This window comes from Nostoc sp., from assembly GCF_036917555.1.
Classification (GTDB): Bacteria; Cyanobacteriota; Cyanobacteriia; order Cyanobacteriales; family Nostocaceae; genus Nostoc.
In genome coordinates this window covers 27,414-40,118 of record NZ_JBALDD010000063.1, presented here as the reverse complement: position 1 = coordinate 40,118, position 12,705 = coordinate 27,414, and the positions used below count along the sequence as shown (strand labels likewise).

The 12,705-nt window shown below is 42.2% G+C and carries 10 protein-coding genes; 5 read left to right on the top strand and 5 right to left on the bottom strand.

The annotated features are described in order from the left end of the window. Positions 1–89: 89 nt before the first annotated feature. From V7K60_RS22585 to V7K60_RS22575, 3 genes are read right to left on the bottom strand one after another with little or no spacing between them, the layout of a single operon-like run. Entirely contained in the window at positions 90–854 is a 765-nt protein-coding gene (locus tag V7K60_RS22585; RefSeq protein ID WP_334928528.1) for an energy-coupling factor ABC transporter ATP-binding protein, read from the bottom strand. A 60-nt stretch (positions 855–914) separates the two neighbouring features. Then, on the bottom strand, positions 915–1,568 hold the full coding sequence (locus V7K60_RS22580; RefSeq protein WP_334928526.1) for an energy-coupling factor transporter transmembrane component T family protein: 654 nt from the start codon (positions 1,566–1,568) through the stop codon (positions 915–917). Beyond that, positions 1,561–2,484, bottom strand: coding sequence for an energy-coupling factor ABC transporter permease (locus V7K60_RS22575; RefSeq protein ID WP_334928525.1), 924 nt, complete (start codon positions 2,482–2,484; stop codon positions 1,561–1,563). Before V7K60_RS22575 ends, V7K60_RS22580 begins: the two co-directional genes overlap by 8 nt. Positions 2,485–3,409: 925 nt before the next feature. On the opposite strand from V7K60_RS22575, the gene V7K60_RS22570 reads away from it, so the two are divergent. The 3 genes from V7K60_RS22570 to V7K60_RS22560 all read left to right on the top strand — a co-directional run bounded on the left by V7K60_RS22570 (position 3,410) and on the right by V7K60_RS22560 (position 9,378). Then, complete coding sequence (locus V7K60_RS22570) at positions 3,410–4,645, top strand: glycosyltransferase family 2 protein (RefSeq protein WP_334928523.1); 1,236 nt, start codon at positions 3,410–3,412, stop codon at positions 4,643–4,645. A gap of 102 nt (positions 4,646–4,747) precedes the next feature. Further along, entirely contained in the window at positions 4,748–6,616 is a 1,869-nt protein-coding gene (locus V7K60_RS22565) for a glycosyltransferase family 39 protein (RefSeq protein WP_334928521.1), read from the top strand. Positions 6,617–6,849: 233 nt separating this feature from the next. Next, positions 6,850–9,378, top strand: a complete 2,529-nt coding sequence (locus tag V7K60_RS22560; RefSeq protein WP_334928519.1) for a mannose-1-phosphate guanyltransferase — start codon at positions 6,850–6,852, stop codon at positions 9,376–9,378. A gap of 109 nt (positions 9,379–9,487) precedes the next feature. On the opposite strand, the gene V7K60_RS22555 is transcribed toward V7K60_RS22560, so the two are convergent. Next, positions 9,488–9,790 carry a hypothetical protein gene (locus tag V7K60_RS22555; protein WP_334928517.1) on the bottom strand — a complete coding sequence of 101 codons (303 nt, stop codon included), beginning with the start codon at positions 9,788–9,790 and terminating at the stop codon, positions 9,488–9,490. A 240-nt stretch (positions 9,791–10,030) separates the two neighbouring features. Then, entirely contained in the window at positions 10,031–10,714 is a 684-nt protein-coding gene (locus V7K60_RS22550) for a class I SAM-dependent methyltransferase family protein (protein WP_334928515.1), read from the bottom strand. Positions 10,715–11,267: 553 nt separating this feature from the next. Between V7K60_RS22550 and fldA the strand changes: the two genes are divergently transcribed. Together fldA and V7K60_RS22540 are read left to right on the top strand one after the other, a co-directional pair. Next, positions 11,268–11,780, top strand: coding sequence for a flavodoxin FldA (fldA, locus tag V7K60_RS22545; RefSeq protein ID WP_334928514.1), 513 nt, complete (start codon positions 11,268–11,270; stop codon positions 11,778–11,780). A 67-nt stretch (positions 11,781–11,847) separates the two neighbouring features. Then, positions 11,848–12,600, top strand: coding sequence for an alpha/beta fold hydrolase (locus V7K60_RS22540; protein WP_334928512.1), 753 nt, complete (start codon positions 11,848–11,850; stop codon positions 12,598–12,600). Positions 12,601–12,705: the final 105 nt, after the last annotated feature.

The following is a 12,705-nucleotide window of genomic DNA, read 5'->3' as shown; positions in this document are numbered from 1 at the left end:
ATTACTAATAAAGAAGGCATTAAGGATTGGACATTGGTCAATAGTTTTTCTTCCCCTGCTTCCCCTGCTTCCCCATGCCCATGCCCAACTCACCAATCTATCGGCAAACCCAACTGGTCTAAAGTAGCACCATCTTGTAACAGTGGTTGAATATCGCTGTCTATTTGAATACGACTACCAGACAGTACCAAAGCGCGTTGAGTGACTCTGCCTAACCAATTTAGATCATGGGAGGCAATTAAGATTACCTGCACGGGTAACTTTAATAATACTTGCGCCAAATGACGCCGCCATGCTGGATCGAGACCGTTAGTTGGCTCATCCAAAATTAGAATTGTTGGTTCTAGGGCTAAAATCGAGGCTAAGGCGGCTAGGCGTCTTTGTCCACCAGAAAGTTCGTGGGCGGAACGATTGGCGTAGGCTTCTAGACCAAAATCAGCTAATAACTGTCGGGCGCGATCGCTAGCTTCTGCTGCTTTGATCCCATAGTTACGTGGCCCAAAGGTAATATCTTCCAAGATGGTGGGCATAAATAGTTGGTCGTTGGCATCTTGAAAACTAAAGCCAATTTGACGACGTACTTGGGGTAAGGTTTGCGGTTCTACAGGGATGCCATTAATGTTAATTTTCCCTGTTTGCGGTTGTTTTAAGCCGATTAAGTTCTCCAACAAGGTACTTTTTCCAGAACCTGTTGCTCCCATCAATGCCACGCGATCGCCTTTGTTCAAGGTAAAAGATATTTCCTGTAATACTGGCTCCTGGTGGGAATATGCATACACCAGGTTCTCAACCTCGACTATAGCTGCATGGGGCTTATTGGTTGATAATTGGGGATTAGAAGTTAATGATTTCAAAATTTACAAACTCAATATTTAAGTAGTCGTGATGAACTGTGTAAGGAAGTTGGGAGTAGGTTAAGTTTTGTAAGAAGTTAGGGTTACGCTAGCAGCGATCGCCCAAGCTAGTAATAGGGCAAAACGTTCTTTTGGTCTGAGGGTAGAATCTATAGGTAATTGTCCGTTGTAACCACGAGCTACCATTGCCGCATAGACTCGCTCTGCCCGATCTAGACTACGGAGATACAAAGCTCCAATCATGGCAGCACTGGCATAGCGCAACCATCCCGTAGTTCCATTCAGACCGCGTAGTTGGGCGCTGCGCCGCATTTGTGTTACTTCTGAGAGCAAAATTTCCATATATTGCCCAGCTAATAACAAGTTTTCCTTTAAAGGTGCTGGTACAGGTAAGCTTTTGAGGGCAATGCCGAAACTGTGGGGCGGTAAGGTTAACAAAAAACTATTCATCGTCACCAGACAAACCAGCGAACGAACTAGCAAAAAACTGGCTCGTTCCCATCCCAAGGGCAATGCTAGCAATGACAAAAAAATCAATTCTGTGCCGAGTAATCCTCCCAATTGGCGAATTGGTACGCGCAAGAAGCAAGCCCATAAAAGTGCGATCGCGCCATATACACTTAGTCCATACCAGGCATGATGCTTTAATAAAGCTGCTCCCACCACAATCACTAGAGACAGTTGTAAGCGTAGCGGTAAGGAAAGTTTAAGCATTCTTCGGTTTTACTACCTTGGCAATTCCAAAGGCAACAGCAAAGCAAACCGCAGCTCCCACAAGTCCAGCGATACTAGTGCCAATTGGCCCCAAACCCTCAATTCCATAGTCAGCTAAGGGAGTTGGCACAATTATCCGTACTTGACTTGCTAAATTGAGGAAGCCAGTATTTTCAGCAACTTTCTCCAAACCATCGGGCCATGCTGAGGCAAACAGTGACAGCACTCCCGCAATCAAAAAAATGGTGACAATGGGCACTGACCAGCCGCGAAACTCGTGCTGTTCGCCTGGTAACAAATCTGGTCTGGCTCTGGCTAGATAAGTCAGCACACCCCCGGTAATCATTCCTTCGCCAATGCCAATCAAAATATGCACACCAGTCATAGCTGGTAAAACTATCGCTACTGGTGCAGTTCCTGAGAGGGCTAATTCAATGGCACAAACCACAGCAGCTAGCACTACACTCACACCAGCTGCAATCCCAGCAGCCAAGGGTAAGCGCCCTTTAGACCCCCCAAACAGCCGTTGCAAGGTTTCGGTTAAAACCCAGCCAACCCAAACCCCAACTACTGCCATGTTAAAAATGTTTGCTCCCAAGGCTGTAATGCCACCATCAGCAAATAGCACGGCTTGAATAATTAAAACTGTGGCGAGACACAACGTTCCTGCCCAAGGACTGCCCAAAACGATCGCAGCTAAGGTTCCCCCTAACAAGTGACCACTAGTACCTCCTGCTACTGGAAAATTGATCATCTGGGCAGCAAAAATAAAGGCGGTGGTTAGTCCCAGTATGGGCGCACGACGAATACCAAAAGCTTCTTGCGATCGCCCGAAGGCAACAAACAGTGCTGCCGCACTCGCTAAACCAGTAGCTCCTGCTACCGGAATAGAAACAAATCCATCAGGAATATGCATGATCTACCCTGTATTTTTAGAGGTTCATTTACTCAAAACAAGCAATAAAACTACGCCATCATTTTAATAACAAACAAAATTTTTCTTTTTTTTGCAATGCCCTATTGGGGGATTTTATAATGTTACTTTTGACATATTTATAATACAGTGCCTACTAAATAGTATACTTATTTAGTAACATATTAATTTTTGTTAAGCTTCATTTTTTAGATTGGTAAACGTTGACAAATCTGGCAAAATGGCACTGTACATATCCAGTCTCATTTTGTTCATAAAATTACTTTTAAAAACAGGTGATAAGGAAACCTTAACTACCTCTTACTTATGGAATAGTTCACTTTTTCAAAAATCGAACAGGAATTTATAGCCGCTTTTACATTTAAGAAATAGCTATAACTATTTCTCAAAAAATTATTTTGATTTTTTTTTGTTTTGTAGTGTTTAATTAATTTAATATTTATTGCATCAACAAATAAGTTTTTACGGGTGTGACAAGCTTATGTAATCAGCATTTCCACTTTATTCTTACCTTGCTGTAACAACAATAATGTATAAGCACACTACCAAAATTTCCGATACTCCATATTAAATTAATATTCCTCATAGTTTGATTAAAAAATCATAAAGATATGCTTAATAAACTGTATATTTGCTGACTTAGTTTACTTAAAAGTACAGGATGTTTCGCTAAAAAATACGTAATTTTTCGTATAATATCATAAAAAAAAGGGGTAAGATGTAAAATTTAGATGAATTTAGCAAAATACTGGGAATCAAAGTGCGTAAATTACTAAACTTTCAGGGCAGCTAACTGTAATAAAAGTATTCCTCAAGTTTTGAGTAACTAAGTTCAGTCAATAAAGTCAGCAGATGTTTGATTCTATTTTCCACGGACTTTACACACCCTCGTTTTGCAATTTGGAATATGAAAACAAACTCATCCAAATCGTTGTTAACAGTATCAACTGGTCCACTAAAGATTTCCGAGTTGCCCCCCAACCCCTGTACAGGTAATGAATTTATTCATCTTTCTCTAGTAATTCCTACTTATAAAGAGCGTGACAACATCAGGAATGTAGTCAGCATATTGAGTCAATTACTGGATGAATCTATTGCAGGAAACTATGAACTAATAGTGGTAGATGATGATAGCCCAGACCGAACCTGGGAGATAGCGCAATCTTTGACGACAGAATACCCCCAGTTGCGGGTGATGCGACGCCAACAGGAACGGGGGCTGTCCTCAGCAGTGATTCGTGGGTGGCAAGCAGCTAGGGGGAGTGTGTTGGGGGTGATTGATGGAGATTTACAGCATCCACCAGAGATACTAATACAACTGTTGCGTAATATTGAGCAGGGGGCAGATTTGGCAGTAGCTAGCCGTCATGTAGAAGGAGGCGGTGTTAGTAGCTGGAGTGTTGTTAGGCGTTTCTTGTCTCGTGGCGCTCAATTGTTAGGCTTGGTAATCTTACCGGGGGTACTAGGCAGAGTTTCTGACCCGATGAGTGGTTATTTTATGGTGCGCCGGAGTGCGATCGCAGGTGCAACACTCAATCCAGTCGGATATAAAATTCTCCTAGAAGTAATTGGCCGAGGAAAAGTAGACCAAGTTGCCGAGGTTGGGTATGTATTTTGCGAACGCAAAGAGGGCGAGAGTAAGGTGACATGGAAGCAATATATAGATTACATCCACCACTTAGTGCGATTGCGGCTTACCACAGGAGGAGTAGGACGATTGAGTAGAAAAGTCAATTTCCCCGTCGGTCGATTCCTCCGCTTTGGGTTGGTTGGCTTTAGTGGGGTATTTGTGGATTTAACAGTGTTTCACTTGCTGCGTACTGTAATTCATTTAGGTTTAACTCGCAGTACGATTCTTTCGGCCGGAGTGGCAATCATAAATAATTTCCTATGGAATGATTTATGGACTTTTAGTGATGTTTCTCAGGGACAACGTGCTCTGCATCAACGTTTCAAGCGATTCTTGAAGTTCAGTGCGGTCTGTTTGGCAGGAGTTATATTACAAGCTCTAATAATTAATTTTCTCTATAATGTCTTGGAAATAAATCAGTATTTAGCTAAGTTGATAGCGATCGCAGTTGCTACCATCTGGAATTTCTGGATTAATTTGAAACTTAGCTGGCGCGTCACAGACGTGAAATAATCACAACGAGGGATTTGAGATTTAGATTTTTGTTTTTAGATTTTAGAACGAACTTAAATCTCAAACGTCAAATCTACAAATCCATGAGTGTGAGGCTCGGCAATGAGAGTTATTTTCCAAGGTGCATTTTATTTTTACAAACAAATTATCTCGTTGCTACCTGCATCTGCCACCCATTTCCTGCCTCTGGCAGATAAAAACTCTCGTTTACAACGCAAGCATTGGCATAATTGGCAGACTCGCCTTCCTCCTTCTTGGGTTCATCTCTTGCTGATCTTAATGTGGTTGATCGTCGGCATCAGCTTGCGCCTAGTCAACTTGACTGCAAAGCCTCCTTGGACTGATGAGTTTGCCACCTTGGTGTTTAGTTTGGGGAATACTTTTTTATCAGTTCCCCTAGATCAAGCGATCGCACCTGATATCCTATTACAACCACTGCAACCAAACCCAGCAGCTAGTATTGGTGATATTATTCATAACTTAGCTACACAAGATAGTCATCCACCACTGTATTTTGTGCTGGCTTACCTGTGGATGAAATTATTTCCCAGCGATGGAGGATTAGTATCGCTGTTTGCGGCGCGATTGCTACCAGCGATAATCGGTGCCGCCTCCATTCCGTGTGTTTACGTATTAGGTAAAGTAGCGTTTCGTTCGTCATTAGTGGGACAATTGACTGCTGCGATGATGGCAGTATCACCTTATGGCGTATTTTTAGCACAAGAAGCGCGTCATTACACTTTGGCAATCTTATGGGTAATTGGTTCTCTCACCTGCTTAGTAATTGCCACACGTCATATTCAAAACCGCACACCTTTACCTATATGGATAGCACTTTTCTGGATAGAAATTAATGCTTTAGGTATTGCTACTCATTATTTTTTCACCCTCACCCTTTGCACCGAAGTCGTAGTTTTGATTTTTCTTGCTTGGCTTCAATTGCAAACTAGCAGCAAATTTTCTCTTTTCTTTTCTCCTCCCTGGCGGCGCATCTATGCCGTTGCTATAGGTACTTGTGTGGCGGGTTTAATTTGGATACCAACCTTGTTAGAGAATGAAAATCGTGGTGCTTTGACCGAGTGGATTCGAGGTTCGCGCGTTGGACTAGATTGGTTAAGCCCAATTTTTCAAGCTTTAGGAACATTGATTGCAATGATTTCCCTATTACCAGTTGAATCTTCTCAAGCTTTGGTTGTGATTCCTTCTGGAGTGGTGATGCTGACTTTCTTTATTTGGGCAGTACCAATTTTGCTGCGTGGGATAAAGATTCAACTACAGCACTCAGAAAGCCGGATGATGATTCAGGTGCTTACTGGAGTAGTTATCAGTGCGATCGCTTTATTCTTTATATTTACGTACTTTTTGGGTATTGACCTCACCAGGGGTGCTAGATATAACTTTGTTTACTTTCCCGCGATCGTTGTTTTACTAGGTGCAAGTCTCGCAGTTTGTTGGCATCCTCCCCAGGAATGGATGGAAACAGAGCCAGGGAAAAATCGGATAACAAGCATAGGTAAATGGGGAATAAACGGGAAAAAAGCTGTAATGTTAATTTGGTTAATGGGATTTTTCAGTACAGTTACAGTCATCTGCAATCTCGGCTATCAAAAATATTATCGCCCTGACCTGTTTGTGCAACTAATTCAACAAACATCCCCAACACCAGTACTGATTGCCACCACCCACAAAACTTATGTACACACTGGGGAAATGATGGGAGTTGCGAGGGAGATTAAACTTGCAAATTCACTCCAAAATCCTCTGTTTCTCCTTGCTCATCAAAACCAAGATCCGAATGCTTCCACCATTGCTCTGGAAAATACTTTAAAAAAACTACCACGACCTTTTGACTTGTGGCTAGTAAACTTTCACGCACCCGTAGCAGAAACCGTGAAAACATGTGTTATGTCTGATACTCAATCTTTGCCAACCGTAGACGGCTACGAATATGAACTTTATCATTGCCAATAAGCTGGGGAATGGGGGATGAGGGGACAAGGTGACAAGGGGACAAGGGGGTTGATTCATCCACCTCGGAACCTCAAAGCTTCCAATGCCCAATGCCCAATCCCCAATGCCCAATCTATATGCATCTTGTGGAAGTTCCTCAAATATCGATATCCATAGCAGACTAGAGAAAGAAGAACAAAATATATCTGACACGTTTTCAAGCAGCGAAAGCTGTAACTAGTTAAGGAGGATTTATGCGTGCAGTACTGATGGCAGGGGGTTCGGGAACGCGGCTTCGCCCGTTAACTTGCGATCTGCCGAAACCGATGGTACCGATTCTGAATCGGCCAATTGCCGAACATATTATCAATCTCCTCAAACGACATCAAATTACAGAAGTTATTGCAACATTGCATTATTTACCTGATGTCTTGCGAGACTACTTTCAAGATGGCAGCGATTTTGGTGTCCAGATGACTTATGCCGTTGAAGAAGATCAGCCTTTGGGTACAGCTGGCTGTGTGAAAAACATTGCCGAACTTCTTGATGAAACTTTTTTAGTCATTAGCGGGGATAGCATAACAGATTTTGACCTGACGGCAGCGATCGCATATCACAAACAAAAGAAGTCAAAAGCTACTTTGATTTTAACCAGAGTTCCCAACCCAATTGAATTTGGAGTGGTGATTACCGATGAGGAGACACGGATTCGGCGATTTTTAGAAAAACCCTCTAGTAGTGAAATTTTTTCTGATACCGTCAACACTGGTACTTACATTCTCGAACCAGAAGTTTTGGAATATCTGCCAGCAAACATTGAATCTGACTTCTCTAAAGACTTATTCCCCTTACTACTAGCAAAAGATGAGCCAATGTATGGTTACATTGCTCAAGGTTATTGGTGTGATGTCGGTCACTTAGATGCCTATCGTGAGGCTCAGTATGACGCGTTAGATCGGAAAGTCCAACTAGATTTTGCTTATAAAGAAGTTTCTCATGAGTTATGGGTAGGCCAAAATACTTACATCGACCAGACGGCTGTGATTGAAACCCCAGTAGTGATTGGTGACAATTGCCGTATCGGGGCAAGAGTACAAATTGAGGCAGGAACCGTAATTGGGGATAATGTCACTATTGGCGCTGATGCTAATCTCAAACGTCCCATAGTCTGGAATGGGGCATTCATTGGCGATGAAGCAGCTCTTTCTGCCTGTGTAATTTCCCGTGGCACTCGTGTAGACCGCCGTGCCCAAGTATTAGAAGCTGCTGTTGTGGGTTCGCTTTCTACGGTGGGAGAAGAAGCCCAAATTAGCCCTGGTGTGCGTGTTTGGCCCAGTAAAAAGATTGAGTCAGGGGCAGTTTTAAACATTAACTTGATTTGGGGAAACACAGCCCAACGGAATTTATTTGGTCAACGTGGTGTCCAAGGATTAGCTAATATCGACATCACCCCAGAATTTGCTGTGAAATTGGGAGCTGCTTACGGTTCTACCTTAAAACCTGGTTCTAAGGTAACGGTTTCCCGTGACCAGCGTAATGTCTCTCGGATGGTGACGCGATCGCTGATTGCTGGTTTAATGTCAGTAGCTGTTGACATTCAAAACCTCGATGCCACAGCTATCCCCATCGCCCGCACGGTTATACCCACAATGTCGGTAGCTGGTGGTATCCACGTCCGGGTACATCCCGACCGCCCTGACTACATTCTGATTGAATTCATGGATGCAAAGGGCATTAATATCTCCAAAGCCTTGGAAAAGAAAATTGAAGGGGCTTACTTTAAGGAGGATATGCGGCGGGCGCTAATTCATGAAATTGGCGATGTATCTTATCCCAGCCAAGTCATGGATCGCTACTGTACTGCTTTTGAGAAACTATTGCATGTTCATACACTCCGCAACAGTCGCGCAAAAGTGGTGATTGATTATGTTTATGCGGTATCAGGGGCAGTTTTACCCCAAATGTTGGATAAATTTGGTGCTGATGCAGTGGTGCTGAATGCCAGTGTCACTAAAACAGCGATGTCTGTAGCTGACCGCGAAGGACTGCTGACTCAGTTAGGTCATGTAGTGGAGGCATTGAAAGCTAACTTTGGTGTGCAAGTATCAGCTAATGGAGAACAGCTAATTTTAGTTGATGAATCAGGCTACCCAATTCGTGGGGAAATGTTAACAGCACTGATGGTAGACATGATATTAACCGCTAACCCTAGAGGAACGGTAGTTGTACCAGTTCATGCTTCCAGTGCTATTGAACAAGTCGCCCGTCGCCATGATGGCAGAGTGATTCGCACTAAAGCCAACCCTACAGCTTTAATGGAAGCTTGCCAGAAAAACCCAAATGTGGTATTAGGAGGTAGTGGAGAGACTGGTTTTATTTTCCCGCAACTGCATCCTGGATTTGATGCCATGTTCTGCATTGCGAAGATAATTGAGATGTTGACTATACAAGAGCGATCGCTTGCTGCTGCGCGGTCAGAATTGCCTCGTGTAATTCACAAAACTTATACAGTCCGTTGCCCGTGGACAGCCAAGGGTGCTTTGATGCGTTACTTGGTGGAAACTCACCCAGCGCAAAATTTAGAATTAATTGATGGAGTGAAAATTTGTCAACCCTACGATGACAGTTGGTTGTTAGTTTTACCAGATGCCAGCGAACCACTGGTGCATTTGTATGCAAATAGCAACGATCGCGAATGGGTAGATGAGACTGTGAGAAACTACCGCACCCGTGTTCAGTCGTTTGTGGAAAGACAACAAGAATATCAACCAGCCGAAGTTTAATTCGTAATGACGCTCGCGGACTCGCTACCGCTACGCTAACGTAATTCGTAATTCGTAATTAAATAATTCAATTACGAATTACGAATTATGTTGAGGGGGTTCTAAATCCTCATTGAGAGCATTCTGATAAATTTTTCTCAGCGTAATTGCAATCAAAATAAATTAAAGCTTCCCTAGTAGAGGTGAATGCTCCACTTGTGTAGTATGCTTCACTGTTTGGACTTGCTTCAGATGACCAGATTTTCAAATAGTAATGACTATTATCATCAGTAGACCATAATTCGTAACGGGAATGACCTCCTGACCCCTGACTATTTAAATAGTCAGCTAGTGCTGTATTTGATGTAGACACAAAGCTAAATACAGTCAAAACCGGAATTACAGCTAGTTTTAGTATTTGGATTAATTTCATAAATGCACAAAAAACTTACTCCCTCTAGCTTCCTTTACCGAAGTGATTTTTGAAATCAGTAATCATCAGGGATGTTTTGTGAGGATATCGTAAGGTACTTAATCTTTCAAGACGCGATTTATCGCGTCTCTACAAGGGTTATCGATATTTTTAGCAGCGATCGCACTATTTATCAATCAATTTTCTTGATTAAATAGCTGAAAACTGCTGTCAGCAAATTCTTCTAGAAAAGAGTCTGATTCATTCTCCAGAGGTTTGAAAAACTGCCTGTGTTCCTCTATCTGGGGTGCCGGAAAACACGAATAACTGTTGATTCTCTGGTAAAGCTGAACCTTCACCGAGATAACGATGAAGTCCTACTGCCATATCTCCTGTAGGAGTGAGTTTGAAACTAACTTCTTCAAATTCAGCTTCACGCAAAAGTTTGCGGACAGTATCAGAATGGCGAATACCCTTAATGTCGCCACGAGTCCAAATTATCAAGGAACCTTTTTTAGTTAATAAACTTAGGTTCCGAAGTAATCGATTCAGTTCAGTTTCGTCAGCTAGATTACCGAATATACCACACACAATCACAATATCTGCTGGGACTGCTTTTACATAGTAGGAGGAATTTGTTGCATCGCCATTAACAAACTCAATTTGCTTTGCCAAACCAGCTGATTCTATAGCTAGTTTTCCACGTTCAACTAACTTCGGGTCTTGTTCAACAAGTCGTGTGTACACATCTTTTGCACGGGAGTGCTTTGATAGCGTTCCCAATAAATCCCTCCCATCACCCGCGCAAACACTGACTACACGAATGATTCCCGGTAAAGATCCATCCAAGCTATGAGAAATATATTCCCGAACAATTTGCAGTCGCTGCTGCAATCTTGGTTCACTATTGTAGAGATCGTGCCATTCAAACCAGTCTTTTGGCATAAGGGGCAATTTCCGTTTGATTTAAACTATTTTCTTGCAGAGTGCGTTATTCACTCTTAATATAAAAATACGGTAACTCTACAAAGTTACCGTATTTAAATCAGCCAAAGGAACATATCACATAACTCTTCCAAGATCAAGTCTTGTATCGCTTTCAATCTAAACTCCAGTAACTGAGAAATGCTTTTTGTTCAGGCGTTCATCTCACTACTCCTATTCGAGTAAGTGCAAGGTTTTTGACCAATTAAGGTACGAGAATTCTTGCTTCCTTGTCTAGTTTTCAGTTTGTTTTCTGAAATACTTAACAAAAGTTTACTTAAAGAAATGAAAAAGACTCTCAATAACTCTGGTAGTATGTCTTCAGAGTTATTGAGACTAATGCTCATTAAGCGGGCCATGTATTTCAGCTATTTGCAAACTTTCTGAAAAGATAACGCTTTTGACTTGCGTGGCTGTTCAAACACTGGAGTCGATGCCTTGATGGGCAGATTAACCAACCTCTCAGGGCGACTTTTCAGCAGAGTACACAACTATTTATTTATCAGGTGTCAATATGTCAAAAAAAATTGGTTTGTTTTACGGCACTCAAACTGGCAACACTGAATCTGATGCTGAAAAAATTCGGGATGAGTTTGGTGGTGATGTTGTAACATTACATCCCATTTACGAGGCGGATACTAGCACTTTTGATGAGTATGACTTGCTGATTATTGGCTCTCCAACTTGGGATATTGGTCAACTTCAGAGCGATTGGGAAGGCTTTTTCTCCGATCTGGATGAAATAGATTTTAGTGGTAAGCTGGTTGCCTATTTTGGTGATGGAGACCAATATGGCTATGCCGATAACTTCCAGGATGCAATTGGAATTCTGGAAGAAAAAATTTCCCAACGAGGCGGTAAAACTGTTGGTTACTGGCCAACTGAGGGATATGACTTTGAGAATTCTAGAGCTTTGAAAAATGGCAAGTTTGTCGGATTGGCACTTGATGAAGGTAGTCAATCTGATCTAACAGACGAGCGAATTAAAACTTGGGTTGCTCAGTTGAAGACAGAATTTGGTTTGTAGAGATTTGGGGCGCACGGCTAGCTGTGCGCCTTTATTGAAATTGATAATTTAGAAGTTATAGGTATTTATGTCTGATTCATTTGATATTTTATGGTTAAGTGCCAGCCCTGTTTTGCAGCGTTTTGATAAACCATTACTTGAACATTTATCTAGTTATATAAATGTCGCTCAGTGGGAATACCAGCAAACTAAAGATGAAGCCAGTTGCATAGATCAAGCTGTGGATTTGCTGTATGAGTTTTTAGAATGGCGCGATCGCCCCGTGCATTTAGCAGGACATGGTATGGGTGGTGCGATCGCCTTAACCTTTGCGCGGCGATTTCCTCAAAAAGTGCGATCGCTCACTCTGCTGGCTGTAGCAGCTCAACCTGCAAACAATTGGCAGGCTCACTATTACTTTCAACGACAACTTTTTAGCATCAGCCGTGAGTTAGTTTTAGCAAGCAGCGTTCGCAGTCTTTTTGGAAATCAACCGCCTCATACTACTAAAAAGTTAGTAGCTGCTTTAGATAAAGATTTAGAACAATCTCCATCATCACACTCTTTATTTAAGTTGGTTTATTTACCCAAGGGTGGAGTTTCTATGCCAATGATGGTATGTGGTAGCAAGAGCGATCCTGTAGTCAATCCACCTGCATTGCATGACTGGTTAAATTGGTTGAAGCCAGAAGATAAACTCTGGGAATGCCCACAAGGGTATCATTTTTTTCACTACTTCTATCCTCAACAGGTTGGCGAAGAGATTTTGAGTTTTTGGCAATGCCACCATCCGCATCTACTGGAAGCATCTGCACTATCTTTTAGCACTTCTACAAATTAGTAAGATACAAAAGTGCGATCCCACTTGTGAAAGTTGGGGGTGTAAGTAAGATCGCACTCTCAAATATTTTTTGCTGTCAACTCACTAAGACTTAACTATTTCAAG

What these genes read in the sequence shown, in the direction of transcription:
- V7K60_RS22550 (WP_334928515.1), bottom strand. Translation starts at nt 10,714, where the DNA reads ATGCCAAAAGACTGGTTTGAATGGCACGATCTCTACAATAGTGAACCA.
- V7K60_RS22575 (WP_334928525.1), bottom strand. Translation starts at nt 2,484, where the DNA reads ATGCATATTCCTGATGGATTTGTTTCTATTCCGGTAGCAGGAGCTACT.
- V7K60_RS22570 (WP_334928523.1), top strand. Translation starts at nt 3,410, where the DNA reads ATGAAAACAAACTCATCCAAATCGTTGTTAACAGTATCAACTGGTCCA.
- V7K60_RS22565 (WP_334928521.1), top strand. Translation starts at nt 4,748, where the DNA reads ATGAGAGTTATTTTCCAAGGTGCATTTTATTTTTACAAACAAATTATC.
- V7K60_RS22555 (WP_334928517.1), bottom strand. Translation starts at nt 9,790, where the DNA reads ATGAAATTAATCCAAATACTAAAACTAGCTGTAATTCCGGTTTTGACT.
- V7K60_RS22560 (WP_334928519.1), top strand. Translation starts at nt 6,850, where the DNA reads ATGCGTGCAGTACTGATGGCAGGGGGTTCGGGAACGCGGCTTCGCCCG.
- V7K60_RS22580 (WP_334928526.1), bottom strand. Translation starts at nt 1,568, where the DNA reads ATGCTTAAACTTTCCTTACCGCTACGCTTACAACTGTCTCTAGTGATT.
- fldA (WP_334928514.1), top strand. Translation starts at nt 11,268, where the DNA reads ATGTCAAAAAAAATTGGTTTGTTTTACGGCACTCAAACTGGCAACACT.
- V7K60_RS22540 (WP_334928512.1), top strand. Translation starts at nt 11,848, where the DNA reads ATGTCTGATTCATTTGATATTTTATGGTTAAGTGCCAGCCCTGTTTTG.